The sequence below is a fragment of the Stenotrophomonas sp. STEN046 genome (assembly GCF_056759755.1).
Window position 1 is genome coordinate 18,165 of sequence record NZ_JBRRDR010000031.1, and the last position, 15,179, is coordinate 33,343.

At 68.1% G+C, this 15,179-nt stretch carries 16 protein-coding genes and 1 pseudogene; all 17 read left to right on the forward strand.

All coding sequences use genetic code 11. The annotated features are described in order from the left end of the window. The first annotated feature begins 75 nt into the window (after positions 1-75). The 17 genes and pseudogenes from ACVOLJ_RS14450 (at position 76) to ACVOLJ_RS14530 (ending at position 15,164) form a co-directional block, all read left to right on the forward strand. Entirely contained in the window at positions 76-405 is a 330-nt protein-coding gene (locus ACVOLJ_RS14450; protein WP_475280723.1) for a hypothetical protein, read from the forward strand. A 36-nt stretch (positions 406-441) separates the two neighbouring features. Next, on the forward strand, positions 442-1,086 hold the full coding sequence (locus tag ACVOLJ_RS14455) for an RNA polymerase sigma factor (protein ID WP_475280724.1): 645 nt from the start codon (positions 442-444) through the stop codon (positions 1,084-1,086). Continuing rightward, positions 1,083-1,298, forward strand: a complete 216-nt coding sequence (locus ACVOLJ_RS14460; RefSeq protein WP_481564433.1) for a hypothetical protein — start codon at positions 1,083-1,085, stop codon at positions 1,296-1,298. Before ACVOLJ_RS14455 ends, ACVOLJ_RS14460 begins: the two co-directional genes overlap by 4 nt. Positions 1,299-1,551: 253 nt before the next feature. Next, positions 1,552-2,993 (forward strand): annotated as a pseudogene (locus ACVOLJ_RS14465) (cytochrome ubiquinol oxidase subunit I). 1 nt (position 2,994) lies between these two features. Next, on the forward strand, positions 2,995-4,008 hold the full coding sequence (cydB, locus tag ACVOLJ_RS14470) for a cytochrome d ubiquinol oxidase subunit II (protein WP_481564434.1): 1,014 nt from the start codon (positions 2,995-2,997) through the stop codon (positions 4,006-4,008). A 215-nt stretch (positions 4,009-4,223) separates the two neighbouring features. Further along, positions 4,224-4,970, forward strand: coding sequence for a beta-ketoacyl synthase chain length factor (locus ACVOLJ_RS14475; protein ID WP_475280728.1), 747 nt, complete (start codon positions 4,224-4,226; stop codon positions 4,968-4,970). Then, the gene (locus tag ACVOLJ_RS14480; RefSeq protein ID WP_475280828.1) at positions 4,963-5,760 is read left to right on the forward strand and encodes a lysophospholipid acyltransferase family protein; all 798 of its coding nucleotides are present in this window, start codon (positions 4,963-4,965) and stop codon (positions 5,758-5,760) included. Before ACVOLJ_RS14475 ends, ACVOLJ_RS14480 begins: the two co-directional genes overlap by 8 nt. Further along, the gene (locus ACVOLJ_RS14485) at positions 5,747-6,004 is read left to right on the forward strand and encodes a phosphopantetheine-binding protein (protein ID WP_005411610.1); all 258 of its coding nucleotides are present in this window, start codon (positions 5,747-5,749) and stop codon (positions 6,002-6,004) included. Before ACVOLJ_RS14480 ends, ACVOLJ_RS14485 begins: the two co-directional genes overlap by 14 nt. 16 nt (positions 6,005-6,020) lie before the next feature. Further along, positions 6,021-6,278 (forward strand): acyl carrier protein, encoded by a 258-nt coding sequence (locus tag ACVOLJ_RS14490; RefSeq protein WP_025878014.1) that lies wholly within the window; start codon positions 6,021-6,023, stop codon positions 6,276-6,278. 22 nt (positions 6,279-6,300) lie between these two features. Continuing rightward, entirely contained in the window at positions 6,301-6,852 is a 552-nt protein-coding gene (locus tag ACVOLJ_RS14495; protein WP_475280729.1) for a COG4648 family protein, read from the forward strand. After that, a complete protein-coding gene (locus ACVOLJ_RS14500; RefSeq protein ID WP_481564435.1) occupies positions 6,845-8,530 on the forward strand; it encodes an ApeI family dehydratase in 1,686 nt (561 codons plus the stop codon). Before ACVOLJ_RS14495 ends, ACVOLJ_RS14500 begins: the two co-directional genes overlap by 8 nt. Then, positions 8,520-9,290: a glycosyltransferase family 2 protein gene (locus ACVOLJ_RS14505; protein WP_475280731.1), complete on the forward strand. Its 771-nt coding sequence runs from the start codon at positions 8,520-8,522 to the stop codon at positions 9,288-9,290. Before ACVOLJ_RS14500 ends, ACVOLJ_RS14505 begins: the two co-directional genes overlap by 11 nt. 1 nt (position 9,291) lies before the next feature. Continuing rightward, positions 9,292-10,233, forward strand: coding sequence for an LpxL/LpxP family acyltransferase (locus tag ACVOLJ_RS14510; RefSeq protein ID WP_475280732.1), 942 nt, complete (start codon positions 9,292-9,294; stop codon positions 10,231-10,233). Further along, a complete protein-coding gene (locus ACVOLJ_RS14515) occupies positions 10,223-11,773 on the forward strand; it encodes an HAL/PAL/TAL family ammonia-lyase (protein WP_475280733.1) in 1,551 nt (516 codons plus the stop codon). Before ACVOLJ_RS14510 ends, ACVOLJ_RS14515 begins: the two co-directional genes overlap by 11 nt. Beyond that, positions 11,760-12,191, forward strand: a complete 432-nt coding sequence (locus ACVOLJ_RS14520; protein WP_475280734.1) for an acyl-CoA thioesterase — start codon at positions 11,760-11,762, stop codon at positions 12,189-12,191. Before ACVOLJ_RS14515 ends, ACVOLJ_RS14520 begins: the two co-directional genes overlap by 14 nt. After that, positions 12,188-12,817 carry an outer membrane lipoprotein carrier protein LolA gene (locus tag ACVOLJ_RS14525; protein ID WP_481564436.1) on the forward strand — a complete coding sequence of 210 codons (630 nt, stop codon included), beginning with the start codon at positions 12,188-12,190 and terminating at the stop codon, positions 12,815-12,817. Before ACVOLJ_RS14520 ends, ACVOLJ_RS14525 begins: the two co-directional genes overlap by 4 nt. Continuing rightward, on the forward strand, positions 12,810-15,164 hold the full coding sequence (locus ACVOLJ_RS14530) for an MMPL family transporter (RefSeq protein WP_475280736.1): 2,355 nt from the start codon (positions 12,810-12,812) through the stop codon (positions 15,162-15,164). The genes ACVOLJ_RS14525 and ACVOLJ_RS14530 overlap by 8 nt, the downstream gene beginning before the upstream one ends. The last annotated feature ends 15 nt before the right edge of the window (positions 15,165-15,179 follow it).

Here is a 15,179-nt window from a genome sequence, read left to right on the forward strand (position 1 = left end):
AGTGGTGCAACCGGTTGCCGGGGTTGCGCATCCATCCTTCTGAACCCGCATCATCCAGCGGACAGGAGCACGACCATGCAGGAACTCATCCCGATCACCTTCTTCATCTGCATCGCCTACGCGATCCACGCCATTGCCGATGCGCGGGCGCGCGGCAAGCTGGTGGCCCCGCATGTGCCTGAGGAGGTCATCCGCTCACTGGCGGTGCTGGAGGAAGAGCGCCGCCGCCAGGGCGCGTTGCGCTGGGGCATCAGCCTGGTCTGCCTGGCGCTGGCGATGGCGCTGCTGGAAGTCATCGGTGCCCGCGACCTGACCTTCGGCGCGGCGGCGGCCATGGTCGGCAGCGCAGGCCTGGGCCAGCTGCTGGCCTGGCATTTCACCCGTCCTGCGTTGCGCAAGGGCTGAGCGGCACATGCCACGGGCACCGGGGGCGTCCCGCGCATGAGCCTGCTGGGGGGAGCATTGGCTGCACTGCGGGGGCGCCGCCGCGACGGTTCGACCGCTGCGGTGCCGGCCGCCGACGATGACCACGCGCTGGTGCGGGCGATCATCGACGGCTCGCAGCCGGCCTTCGCACAGCTGGTGGACCGCCACCAGCGCCTCTGTGCGCATGTGATCGGCCGCATGGTCGGTGACCGCGACCAGGTCGCCGACCTGCTGCAGGAGACCTTCCTGGCGGTGTTCCGACAGTTGCACCGGTTCCGGTTTGAATCCTCGCTGCGCACCTGGGTCTCGCGGGTGGCCTACACCACCGCGTTGCAGTACCTGCGCCGCCGCCGGCTGGAGGCGCAGTGGATGGTGGCGGTGGAGGTGCCGGAGGCACTGGGCGTGGGTGATGAGGGGCCGGGCCCGGCGGAGTTCAGCGAGGCCTTGCAGGCCGGCCGCCAGCTTGGCGTGGCGCTGGAGCGGTTGACGGCCCCGCAACGGTTGATCGTGGGCCTGCACTACCTGGAGGATTTCGATCTGGCCGAGATCGAGCAGGTGACCGGCCTGCCGCGCGGTACCATCAAGAGCCATCTGCATCGCGCGCGCCAGGTCCTGAAGCAGGAACTGACGCGGCACGCCACCGCCGGAGAACTGCTGTGAGCCGACCGACCGATCCTCGCGATGCCGACGAGCGCGCGCTGGCGCAGGTGTTGCGTGAACAGGAACGGCAGGAAGAAGCGCCGGACGTGAGTGAGGCCGTGCAGCAGCGGCTGAAGGCGGAAACGCGCGACAGCGGTGTGCTGTACGTGCTGGTGCAGGTGTTGCTGCTGGGGACGTTGGTGGCGGCGGCGGTCTGGTATTTCTGGCGTTGAATTCCTGCGCCCGCCGGGCGATAGGCTGCTCCAGTCGCTGTTGGTAGATGCCGACCTTGGTCGGCGCCTGGACGTGTGCCAACCAAGGTTGGCAGCTACCAGAGCGGTGAACCGGTAGCGCCGGGCCAGGCCCGGCGGATTGCCCCTGCGCCTGCGACAAAGTGAAGCAGCGCGTCACCCGGTCGCATCCCGGCTTAACGATATCCCCCTAAAGTGGTCTGGTATCCCACCGGCACCTGGCAGGAGGCGTCCCTTGGACGCGTTGTTGTTGTCGCGGATCCAGTTCGGATTCGTCATCAGTTTCCACGTACTGTTCCCGGCCTTCACCATCGGCACGGCCAGCTGGCTGGCCTTCATCGAATGGCGCTGGCTGCGCACCAGGCTGCCTGTGTGGCGCGAGCTGTATTTCTTCTGGCAGAAGATCTTCGCGGTGTCCTTCGGCATGGGCGTGGTCAGCGGCATCGTCATGGCCTTCCAGTTCGGCACCAACTGGCCACGGCTGAGCGAGGTCGCCGGCACGGTGATCGGCCCGCTGCTGACCTACGAAGTGCTCACGGCCTTCTTCCTGGAAGCCAGCTTCCTCGGCGTGATGATGTTCGGCTGGGGCCGGGTCTCGCCGCGCCTGCATTTCTTCTCCACCTGCATGGTGGCGCTGGGCACGCTGTTTTCCACCTTCTGGATCCTGTCGTCCAACAGCTGGCTGCATACGCCGGCCGGCTACGAGATGGTCAACGGCATCGTGCATCCAGTGGACTGGTGGCAGGTGGTGTTCAACCCCTCCTTCCCGTACCGCTTGGCGCACATGGCGCTGGGTTCGTTCATTACCACCTGTTTCGTGATCGGTGGCGTCGGCGCGTGGTACCTGCGCAAGGGCACGCATGTCGAAGCCGGGCGCCGCATGCTGGTTGCTGCGGTGGCCTTCGCGGCGCTGACCGTGCCGGTGCAGATCTTCGTCGGCGACATGCATGGCCTGAACACGCTCAAGCACCAGCCGATGAAGATCGCGGCGATGGAGGCGCACTGGCATGAAACCAAGGAAGGCGAGGGCGTGCCGCTGGTGGTGTTCGCGCTGCCCAACGAAAAGGAAGAACGCAACGATTTCGAAGTGGCCATTCCCAAGCTCGGCAGCGTGATCCTCACCCATACCCTGGATGGCACCTTCGATCCGCTGACTTCGGTGCCGGCCAGCGAACGGCCACCGGTGACGCCGGTGTTCTTCGCCTTCCGCATCATGGTCGGGCTGGGCACGCTGATGCTGGTGCTGGCGTGGTTCTCGGCGTTCCAGCTGTGGCGCGGCAAGCTGCTGGGCTCAGCGTGGTTGCTGCGTGGCTGGAACTGGATGCTGCCCAGCGGTTTCATCGCGCTGCTTTCGGGCTGGTTCGTCACCGAGATGGGGCGGCAGCCGTGGGTGGTGTATGGCGTGCTGCGCACCGCCGACGCGGTCGGACCGCAGAGCACATGGATGACCGCGTTGTCGCTGGCGGTGTACGTGGTTGGCTATGCGTTCGTGTTCGGCTGGGGCATCTGGTACCTGGTGAAGATCCTGCGCCACGGCCCGCAGCCCTACGACCAGGGGCCTGCGCTGGATCACGGCAGCCATACCCCGGCGCGGGCCCGGGGCGGGGGGGGCGCCCGGCCCGCCATCCCCGGCCGGGGCCGCGGGCGGGGGCCGACGAACCGTTGGAGGAGCGCTGAGATGGAGCTGATGACCTGGCTGCCGGTGGCATGGTTCGCGGTGATCGGTTTCGGCGTGCTGATGTACGTGGTGCTGGACGGCTTCGTGCTGGGCATCGGCATCCTCGCTCCGTTCGCCGAGGACGAGGAACAGCTGGACCTGATGATGAACACCGCCGCGCCGATCTGGGATGGCAACGAGACCTGGCTGGTGCTGGGCGGTGCCGGGCTGATGGCCGCCTTCCCCAAGGCTTATGCGGTGCTGTTGTCGGCGCTGTACCTGCCGGTGCTGCTGCTGGTGGTGGCGCTGGTGTTCCGCGGTGTGGCGTTCGAATTCCGCTTCAAGGCGCATCGTTCGCGGCGGCTGTGGAGCGTGGCCTTCGGGCTGGGCTCGGTGCTGGCCACCTTCGCCCAGGGGGTGATCCTGGGCACCCTCGTGCAGGGTCTGCCGCTGGTCGATGGCGTGTACCAGGGCGGCGCATTCGGCTGGTTCAGCCCGTTCGCGATGCTGACCGGTGCCGCGCTGGTGGCCGGCTACGCGCTGCTGGGCAGCACCTGGTTGATCCTGAAGACCGAAGGGCGCGTGCAGGCGCTGGCACGGCAGATGACCCGGCCGCTGGTGGTGGCGGTGATCGCGGCGATGGGGCTGGTCAGCAGCTGGCTGCCGTTCCTTGATTCGCGGTTGATGGCGCGCTGGTTCAGCGATGGCAACTTCTGGTGGCTGTCGCCGGTGCCGCTGCTGACCCTGGCGGTGGCCATCGCGCTGTGGCGCAGTGCCACCCATCCGCGTCGCGACCTGCCACCGTTCCTGCTCAGCCTGGCGCTGTTCGTACTCGGCTTCGCCGGTCTGGTGCTGGGCATGTGGCCGTACCTGCTGCCGCCGTCGATGACCCTGTGGCAGGCCGCTGCGCCGGCCTCGTCGCTGGGCTTCACGCTGGTCGGGCTGGTGGTGCTGCTGCCGGTCATCCTGGGCTACACGGCGTGGTCCTACCGGGTGTTCCGCGGCAAGGTGCGCGCCGACGCCGGCTATCACTGAACGGGTCATCCGGGGATCGGCCGGTGACCGATCCCCGTTGGGTTTTGTGAAACGTGTCATCCCCGGGTCGGACGTGCTAGCGTGCGCTCCTTTCCGGCAGCCAGGGGGGCAGCCGGCGACGTCCTGGACGGATGCGTGGCTGCAGGAATGGCGGGCCGCCGCGTGTCGCCGTAATGGCTCGAGACTCTCGTTCGCCCATCGAAACATCACCGGTAATGATCGAATTTTCCGTTGTCGGCTGGGCCGCCTGGGCGCCCGGTCTGAGCGAACGTAGCCAATGGATGGGCTGGGCCGACGCGCCGTTCCTGCCGCAGGGTGAGGACACGCCCGCGCTGGCCGAGATCCCGGCCATGCAGCGCCGTCGCATCGAGCGCCTGGGCCGCATGGCGATCCAGGCTGCCTGCTGGTGCGAAGACGGGCAGGGCGCCGACAGCCAGGTGCCGCTGGTGTTCGCCAGCCGGCATGGCGATGTGGCCCGTTCGATGGACCTGCTCGGCTCGCTGGCCGCCGATCAACCGCTGTCGCCGACCGGTTTCGGCCTGTCGGTGCACAACGCGATCGCCGCGCTGTACTCCATCGCGCGCGGCCATCGCGGCAATTACCTGGCCCTGTCTGCGGGCCAGGCCACCGTGGAGACGGCCTGCCTGGAGGCCTTCGGCCTGCTTGCCGATGGCGCCAGTGAAGTGCGGGTCGTGGTATATGAGTCGCCATTGCCCGACGTTTACGCTGAATTCGCCGACGAACCCGACCCGTTCTTTGCCTGGTGCTGGCGTCTGGCGCCGGCCGGCACTGCCGGCGGTACCGACCTTTCGTTGTCCTGGCAGGCGGCCGCCGAGGCCGCCCCGAGCGCACCGGGCCTTTTGCCCCACGCGCTGGATCTGCACCGCTTCCTGCTGGCAACCGACGCCGAGCTGGCGCATGTCACCCAGGGCCAGCGCTGGTGCTGGCGCCGCCGTGGCTGAAGCGCTGCGCCGGCTTGACCATGCCTGGCGGGTGTTCGGCACCGGCCTGAGCTTTGCCGCCTTCGGCGTGGGCGGGCTGTTGCTGGGCGTGCTGGTGATGCCGGTACTGCTGCTGATGCCCGACCCGGTGGCGCGGCGCCGCCGGGCCCGGCGGCTGGTGCAGGGAGCCTTTGCCAGCCATGTGTGGCTGATGTGCCGGCTGGGGGTGATGACCCTGCAGGTGGAAGGCCGTGAGCGGCTGCAGCGCGACGGCCTGCTGGTGCTGGCCAACCATCCGACCCTGATCGACGTGGTGTGCCTGATCGCCCTGCTGCCCAACGCCGACTGCGTGGTCAAGCGTGCGGTGGCCCGCAACCCGTTCATGCGCGGCCCGGTGCGCGCGGCCGGCTACATTTCCAACGATGACGGCGCCGGCCTGGTCGATGACTGCGCGGCTGCCGTGCACGCCGGCGGAACCCTGGTCATCTTCCCCGAAGGCACCCGCAGCGTGCCGGGGCAGCCGTTGCGGCTGCAGCGCGGCGCGGCCAACATCGCCGTGCGCGGGCGCCTGGACATCACCCCGGTGCGCATCACCTGCACGCCGCCCACGTTGACCAAGGGCCAGAAGTGGTATCGTGTGCCCTCACGTCGTTTTCACGTTCGGCTGCAGATCGGCGAAGATATCCCGATCGCGCCGTTCCTGGCCGAAGATGACTCGCCGAGGGGGGATGCCTTGGCGGCCCGTCGCGTCACCGACCACCTCACTCGTTATTTCGACCTGTCTGGAGATCCGACCCGTGCAAGCACTTGAGCACGAGATCAAGGAATTGATCATTTCCTCGCTTTCACTGGAGGACATCACCCCGGAGGACATCGATCCGACCGCGCCGCTGTTCGTTGAAGGCCTCGGCCTGGATTCGATCGATGCGCTGGAACTGGGCCTGGCGCTGCAGAAGAAGTACGGTGTCAGCCTCTCGGCCGACTCGGAAGAAACCCGTCGCCATTTCTCCAGCGTGCGTGCGCTCGGCGAGTTCGTCGCCGCCCGCCAGTCCTAAGGCGCTAGGAACTGCCATGACTAAGAATGAATTGTTCGAGCGCATCGTCCGCATCCTGACCGACAGCTTCGAGATCGAGCCGGCCCGGATCAGCCCGGAGTCGCGCCTGTATGACGACCTGGACATCGACAGCATCGATGCCGTGGACCTGATCGTGCAGCTCAAGCCCCTGCTGGGCCGCAACCTGCAACCGGAAGCCTTCAAGGCCGTGCGCACCGTGCAGGACATCGTCGATGTCGTGCATGGCCTGCTGCCTGGTCAGGCAGCCGCCTGACAGCAGCACGGGTATAACGGCCATGGCACGGGCACGCATGGTCGTGGTGGCAGCGGTTTCGCTGGCCTACCCGGTGCTGGTCTACCTGGCGATGGGCCGCTTCGAGCCCCGCTGGTTGTCGCTGCTGTTGTTCGGGCTGGCGGTGCTGCGTGCGCTGAGCACCCGGCAACCGCTGTGGTGGGCCGCTGCCGCCGGTGCTGGCCTGCTGGCCGGACTGGCCACCGTGCTCAACCAGGCGCTGCCGCTGAAGCTGTACCCGGCACTGGTGAATGTGGTGATGCTGGCGGTGTTTGCCACCAGCCTGCGCTTCGGCCCGCCGCTGGTGGAGCGCCTGGCGCGCCTGCAGGAGCCGGATCTGCCGCCCTTCGCGGTGGCATATACCCGCCGCGTCACCCAGGTCTGGTGCGGCTTTTTCGTTCTCAATGGTGGTCTTGCCCTGCTCACCGCGCTGTATGCGTCGAACCGGGTCTGGATGCTCTACAACGGATTGTTGGCGTACGTGATGATGGGATTGTTGTTCGCAGGCGAGTGGCTGGTGCGGCGGCGGGTGAAGGCGGCGCACGCGCATGGCTGACTGGATCGCGCTGGACCGGTTGCTGGTGGTGCCCCAGCCCGGGCGCCAGATCGGCATCTGCGATGGCGTGGCCATCGATCATGTCGCTTTCAGCGCGCGCGTACGCGGCTGGCACGCCGCATTCAGCGCTGCCGAGGGTCGCGACTGGGCACTCTATTTTGATGACGCCATCGCATTTGCGGCGGCGCTGTTCGGCGCCTGGCATGCCGGCAAGCGCGTGTTCCTTGCCGCCGACAACCTGCCTGCCACGCTGCAGGCGCTGCAGCCGCAGGTAAGTGGCTTTGCCGGCGACCTGGCGGCTGACTACCAGCCGTTGCAGGCCGCCGCGGGTGTTCCGGCGACGCCGCTGGCGCCGTTGGACGAGCGGACCTGCTCCCTGTGCGTGTTCACCTCCGGCAGTACCGGCCAGCCCAGTGCCATCGGCAAGCGGCTGGACCAGCTGGCGCGCGAAGTCGATGCCCTGCAGGCAGCCTTCGGCGCCCAGCTCGACGGTGCCCAGGTGCACGGCACCGTGTCGCACCAGCACATCTATGGCCTGCTGTTCCGCGTTCTGTGGCCACTGGCCGCTGGCCGTGAGATCCAGCCACGGCGTTTCTTCCATGAAGACCTGGTAGGCGCACTGGCGGGCACCGATACGGTGCTGGTGGCCACTCCGGCCCACCTCAAGCGTCTGCCCGAACAGCTCGACTGGGCCAGCCTGCACGGGCGCCTGCGGGCGGTGTTCTCTTCCGGCGGCCCGCTGCCGGAGGACGCTGCGCGGCAGGTGCGCCAATGGCTGGGGGTGGCGCCTACCGAGGTCTATGGCAGCAGCGAAACCGGTGGCATCGCCTGGCGCCGCTGGGACACCGACGCGCCGCCGTGGGAACCGCTGCCGGGCGTGCAATGGCGCATCGAGGAAGACTGCCTGGCCGTCGCTTCGCCGCACCTGGAAACGCCCGACTGGTGGCGCACCCAGGACCGCGTGGAGGCTTTGGCCAATGGCCGCTTCCGCCTGCTGGGTCGTGCCGACCGCATCGTCAAGATCGAAGAACGACGGGTTTCGCTGGACGCGCTGGAACGCGCACTGCGCGAAGACCCGGAAGTGGACGACGTTCGCGTGCTGGTGCTGCAGGGCCAGCGTGAGCAGCTGGCGGCGGTGGTGGTGCCGGCAGATGCCGCGCTGCTCGCTGCCGACGATGGCACCCGCCGCGCGCTCTGGCAGCGCCTGGGCAGCCGGCTTGCGCAGGGGCACGATGCCGTTACCCGGCCACGACGCTGGCGGCTGGTGCAGTCGTTGCCGATCAATGCCCAGGGCAAGGTCACCCAGGCCGCGCTGGTGGCGCTTTTCCAGCCGCTGCTGCCGACGCCGGTGTGGGACCTGCGCGGTGCCGTTGCGGCAACCCTGCGGATGACCCTGGACCCGTCGCTGCGCGCATTCCAGGGCCACTTTCCGCAGGCGGCGATCCTGCCCGGCGTGGCCCAGCTGGACTGGGCCGTGCGCTTCGGTCGCCAGGCGTTCAATCTGCCGACCGGCTTCCAGCGCATGGATGCGGTGAAGTTCCAGCGCGTGGCACGCCCCGGCGATGAACTGACCCTGCAACTGGACTGGGACGCCGAACGTGGCGTTCTGACCTTCCGCTACACCTCCGTACATGGCGTGCATGCCAGCGGCAGGGTGGTGTTCGCCGATGCGCATTGAGGCGGCCCGCCCCGGCGGCGCCTTTGCGCCGCTGGTGGTCATTCCCGTGTACGACCACGAACACGCCATCGGCGCGGTGGTCGACGGCGTGCAGGCCGCCGGCCTGCCATGCCTGCTGGTGGACGATGGTTCGCAGCCCTCGTGCGCGGCCGTACTGCAGACGCTGGCGCAACGTGCCGGGGTCGATCTGCTGCGGCTGGAGCTCAACCAGGGCAAGGGCGGGGCGATGTTGGCCGGCTTCGAGCAGGCGCAGCGTCGCGGCTACAGCCACGTGTTGCAGATCGACGCCGATGGCCAGCACGACACCACCGATCTTTCCCGGTTCATCGCAGCGGCCCGTGCGCGGCCGGACGCGGTGATCTGCGGCATCCCTGCCTACGATGCCAGCGTGCCGAAGGCGCGCCTGTACGGTCGCTATGCCACCCATATCTGGGTGTGGATCAACACGCTGTCGCTGCACCTGCGCGACACCATGTGTGGCTTCCGGGTGTATCCGCTGCCGCCGGTGCTGCGCCTGGTGGGCGAAGAGACCATCGGCCGGCGCATGGATTTCGACACCGAAATCATGGTTCGCCTGTACTGGCGCCAGGTACAGGTTGAACATCTGGCCACCCGCGTGACCTACCCGGCCGATGGTGTTTCGCACTTCGATGTGTGGCGCGACAACGTGCGCATCAGCCGCATGCACACGCGCCTGTTCTTCGGCATGCTGTGGCGCGCCCCGCGGCTGCTGTGGCGCCGCCTGCAGGGGCAGGGCTGAGATGGAACGCGCGCAGGGCGCCCCGCATTGGGCCGACATCGGCGAGTCCACCTCGGTGGCCGGCGTGCTGTTCCTGTGCTGGGTGCACCGCTGGTTCGGGCGCTGGCCATTCCGCCTGTGCGTGTGGCCGGTGGTGGCCTGCCACTGGCTGGGCAACCGGGTCGGCCGCCAGGCCTCGATGCAGTACCTGCAGCGGCTGCAGGCGCACACCGGCGCGCTGGGCCATGCACCCACGCGCCGTGACAGCCTGCGCCACTTCTTCGCCTTCGCCGACACGATGCTGGACAAGATCCTTGGCCTTGGCGGGCGCTATCCGCCGCAGCGCATCCGCCTGCAGCGCGACCTCGTGCTGCAGAAGATCGCGCGCCGCGAAGGTGGACTGATCCTGACCGCGCACATCGGCTGTCTGGAACTGTGCCAGGTACTGGCCGAGCAGGTGCCGGGCTTCCGCATCACCGTGCTGGTGCATACCGCGCACGCACAGCGCTTCAACCGGCTGCTGCAGCGGCTGGACCCGCTGGCGGCGGTGGAACTGGTGCAGGTGACCGAAATGGGCCCGGCCACGGCGATGATGCTGGCCGACAAGGTGGCCTCCGGTGGTTTCGTCGCCATCGTTGGCGACCGTGTACCGGTGCAGGGCGGGCGCAGCGTGATGGCCGATTTCCTCGGCCACCGTGCGCCGTTCCCGATAGGTGCCTATGTGCTGGCCGCCGCGCTCGGCTGCCCGGTCTACACGATGTCGTGCCTGCACGAGGGCGACGGCTATCGTGTGGCATTTGAACAGTTCGCCGAACGCGTGCTGCTGCCGCGCGGTTCGCGTGATGCCGCACTGGCCGGGCAGGCGCAGCACTTCGCGCGCTGGCTGGAACTCCAGGTCATCCAGTCCCCGCTGGACTGGTTCAATTTCTTCCCCTTCTGGGATCAGGCTCCTCATGACGATTGACGCCGTACCCGTGTGCCGCTTTGGCGATGCACCGCTGACCATCGAAGACGTGGTCGCCCTGGCCGAACGCCGCTGCGAAGCGGCATTGAGTGATGCGCCTGGGTTCCGCGCGCACATCCAGCGTGGCGCTGATTTCCTCGACCGCCTGCTGCGCGAGGACGGGGTGATCTATGGGGTGACCACCGGCTACGGCGATTCGTGCACGGTGAACATTCCGCCGGCGCTGGTGGCCGAGCTGCCGCACCACCTGTACACCTACCATGGCTGCGGCCTGGGTCGTTACCTGGACCCGGCCGAAACCCGCGCCGTGCTGGCTGCGCGCCTGGCCTCGCTGGTACGCGGCATGTCCGGCGTCAGTGTGCCGCTGCTGGAAGGGTTGGCCACGCTGCTGCAGCACGACGTGCTGCCGCTGATCCCGGCCGAAGGTTCGGTCGGTGCCAGCGGTGACCTTACCCCGCTGTCCTACGTGGCGGCGGTGCTGTGCGGTGAGCGCGAAGTGCTGCACGACGGCCGCGTGCAGCCGGCGGCCGAGGTGCTGGCGAAGATCGGCATGACGCCGCTGAAGCTGCGGCCGAAGGAAGGCCTGGCGATCATGAACGGCACCGCAGTGATGACCGGCCTGGCCTGCCTGGCCTGGCAGCGCGCGGACTACCTGGCGCGCATGGCCACCCGCCTGACCGCGTTCAACGTGCTGTCCAGCGACGGCAACGCGCACCACTTCGATGAAACCCTGTTCGCCGCCAAGCCGCACCCGGGCCAGTCACGCATCGCCGCGCGCCTGCGCAGCGACCTGCACAGCGAGCGCCCGCCGCGTAACGAACAACGCCTGCAGGACCGCTATTCGCTGCGCTGCGCGCCGCACGTGATCGGCGTGCTGGAAGATACCCTGCCGTTCCTGCGCCAGCTGATCGAAACCGAACTGAACAGTGCCAACGACAATCCGCTGATCGATGCCGATGGCGAGCGCATCCTGCACGGCGGCCACTTCTACGGCGGCCACATCGCCCTGGCGATGGACACCCTGAAAAACACCGTGGCCAACATCGCCGACCTTCTGGACCGGCAGCTGGCGCTGGTGGTCGATGCGCGCTACAACCACGGCCTGCCGGCCAACCTGTCGGCGGCGACCGGCCCGCGCGCGGCGATCAACCATGGTCTGAAGGCGCTGCAGATCAGCGTCTCGGCATGGACTGCCGAAGCACTGAAGCAGACCATGCCGGCCTCGGTGTTCTCGCGTTCCACCGAATGCCACAACCAGGACAAGGTCAGCATGGGCACCATCGCCGCGCGTGACTGCCTGCGTGTGATCGAGCTGACCGAACAGGTGGTGGCGGCCATGCTGATCGCTGCCCGCCAGGGCCTGGCGCTGCGCGAACGGGTTGGCATGAACGCGCAGCTGCATGGCAGTCTGGCTGACATGTACGCCGACCTCGGGCAGCGCATCGCCCTGGTGGACGAAGACCGCGCGCTGGATCGCGAACTGCGGGAACTGCTGGTGGAGATCCGCGCGCAACGTTGGGAGCTGTATGCCGGTGAATGATGTCCACGAACTGGTCGGCGAGATCGCGCTGGCCCCTGCCTTCCATGATTGCGACCCGATGAACGTGGTCTGGCATGGCAACTACTTCAAGTATTTTGAGATCGCGCGCTGCGCGCTGCTTGCCCGCTACGACTACGACTACCCGCAGATGCTCGAATCGGGCTACCTGTGGCCGGTGGTGGATGCGCGGGTGAAGTACGTGCGGCCGCTGCTGTTCAACCAGGCGCTGCGCGTGCGTTCGCGCATCGTGGAGTGGGAAAACCGCTTGAAGATCGAATATGAAATCCTCGATGCGGAAAGCGGCCAGGTGCTGACCCGCGCGATGACCATCCAGGTTGCGGTCGACGCAGCCAGCAAGGAAATGCTGTACCAGTGCCCGCCGGTGCTGTGGCAGCGTCTTGGAGTGCCTGCACCATGATCGGATTCGCCCATCTTCCGCGCGTGCTGCTGTGCGCGTTGCTGCTGGCTGCTACCCCGCTGCTGCAGGCTGCGGAGCCTGCCGTCGATGCGATCACCCAGGCGGTGGCGCGGCCGGAGGTGCTGCGTGGCCAGTTCACCCAGGAAAAGCAGGTCAGCGGCTTCAAGAATCCGCTGCGCTCGCAGGGCCAGTTCGTGGTCGCACGCAAGCATGGCGTCATCTGGTCCACGCTCAAGCCATTCCCCTCTGAAGTGGTGGTGACCGCCGACCGCATCCTCAGCCGCCAGCGTGATGGCAGCACCCGCGTTGAACTGGACGCGCGCCAGCAACCGGCGATGCGCTCGGTCAACGCGATCATGTTCGCGCTGATGAGTGGCGATGTGCAGGCGTTGTCCAGCCAGTTCAACGTTGCGGCCACGCGTGAGGGGCAGGGCTGGAAACTGCGGCTGACGCCGAAGTCGGCGATGCTGGCCAAGGCCTTCCAGTCGCTGACCCTGCAGGGCGACCGCTACGTGCGCCAGGTCGAGATCATCGAGGCCAACCAGGACCGCACGCAGATCAGCTTCAGCGCCTTGAGCGAGGCCCCGGCCGCGCTGAGCACCGACGAGGCGCGCCGCTTTGAGTAAGGCCGTGGGAGCCGATGCGCCTGATCGCCTGCGTCGCTGGTGGCACTGGCTGGGCATCGCCTGGCTGTTGCTGCTGCTGGTGCTGGGCGCGCAGCAATGGCGGCTGTGGAGCCAGGAATCGCGGATCGACACCGACATCCTTGCGCTGCTGCCGCAGGATGCACACGATCGCCTGCTGAGTGATGTCACCCGGCGCATCGCCGATGGCAGTTCGCGGCAGGTGGTGGTGCTGCTGGGCAGTGCCGATGGTGCGGCCGCCAAGCGCGCGCAGGCCGCGTTCGCTGCGGCGATGAGCAAGGACACCGACAGCGCGCTGCTGGTGCCCAGCGGCTCGATTGAGGGCTGGTTCGATGAAGCGCGTGCGTTCTACGCACCGTATCGCGACCGCCTGCTGACCCCGGCCCAGCGCGAACAGCTGCAGCAGGCCGAGCCCGGCGCATTGGCCGAGCAGGCGCTGGGCGCGCTGTACGGTCCGATGGGCGCACCGCGCCTGACCGAATGGCGGCAGGATCCCCTGTCGCTGTGGCCGCACTGGTGGCAGCAGCAGGCGCAGGGTTCCGGCTTGCGCCTGGGCGATGACGGCCTGCTGGAGGCCGAGGGCAGGCATTGGGCCGCACTGCAGTTCGACACCCCCGGGTCGGCGTTCAAACTGGATGGCGAGCGCCACCTGGACGGCCTGCTGGAGCGCGCCGGCCAGGCGGCCAAGGCTGCCGCACCGGATCTGGAGATCCTGCATGCCGGCGTACCGCTGCATGCGGAAGCGGCCGCAGTGCAGGCCAACCAGGAAATCAACACCATCGGCTGGGGCTCGCTGGCGGCGGTGCTGCTGCTGGTGTGGCTGGCCTTCCGCTCGCTGCGCCCGATCCTGCTGGTTGCCGCCTCGCTGCTGATCGGCTGCGGTGTCGCCCTGGCGGTGACAGTGCTGGTGTTCGGCAAGGTGCACGTGCTGACCCTGGTGTTCGGTGCCTCGCTGGTCGGCGTCGCCGAGGACTACGGCATCCACTGGTTCGCTTCGCGCCAGGCCGAACCGGCCGATCGCCGCTGGAAGCTGCTGCGGCACCTGCTGCCGGGCCTGTGGCTGGCACTGGTGACCAGCGCGCTTGCCTATCTGGCGCTGGGCCTGGCGCCGTTCCCCGGCCTGCGGCAGATGGCGCTGTTCTCGGTGGTTGGCCTGGCTGCCGCGTTCCTCACGGTGATCTTCTGGTTCCCATGGCTGGACGGTGGCGAGATCCGCCAGACCCGTTTTTCGCAGTGGCTGGGCAACACCCTGGAACGCTTCCCGCGCCTGCACGGCAAACGCCCGGTAGCGGTTTTCCTGGGCCTGGCGGTGCTGGTTTCGGGCATCGGCATCGCCCGCCTGCAGAGCAACGATGACCTGCGCAGCCTGCAGTCCTCGCCGCCGGCGTTGATGGCCCAGCAGATCCGCCTCAGCCAGCTGCTGGGCATGCCCAGCCCTGCGCAGTTCTACCTGGTGCAGGGCAGCGATGCCGCGCAGCTGCTGCAGCGCGAGGAAGCGCTGACCGCGCGCCTGCGCGGGCTGACCAACGACAAGCGTATTGGCGGTTACCGCGCCATCAGCGATTGGCTGCCTTCGCCCGCACGGCAGCAGTCCGATGCGGCGTTGACCGCCAAGGTCGAACCCGGTGTGCTGGCGGCCGTCGGGGAAGCCGTGGGCGAGCCATTGCAGCGCCCTGCATTCGCGGCGGCGCCGTTGAGTGCCGAGGCCTTCCTTGCCTCGCCGGCATCGCAGCCGTTCCGGCACCTGTGGGTGGGTAATGTGGGCGGGCAGATGATAAGCGTGGTGATGGTCGATGACCTGTCGCGCGCCGATGCGCTGGCAACGCTGCGTGGTGCCGCCGAAGGCCTGGACGGTGTGCGCTGGGTTGACCGTACCGCCGACTTCTCGCAGCTGCTCGGCCATTACCGCAAGCTGATGGGCGGCCTGCTGCTGGTCGGCATCGTACTGGTGTTCGGCGCGCTGTGGCTGCGCTATCGGCGCCAGGCGTGGCGGGTGTTCGCACCGACGCTGGTGGCCGGCGCGCTCACCCTGGGCCTGCTGGGCCTGTTCGGGCAGCCGCTGCAGCTGTTCAACGTACTGGCACTGATGCTGCTGCTGGGCATGGGCATCGATTACGGCATCTTCCTCATCGAACACCGCGGTGATGCCAGCGCCTGGCTGGCGGTGTGCGTGGGCGCGGCCAGCACCTGGCTGTCGTTTGGCCTGCTGGGTCTGTCGCAGACCCCGGCGCTGCGTGCGTTCGGGCTCACCCTGCTGTTCGGCATCGGCCTGGTCTGGCTGATATCGCCGCTGTTCCGGCCGCCGCCGCATGAGCTGCCACCTGCCTGATTGCGCATTTCCCCG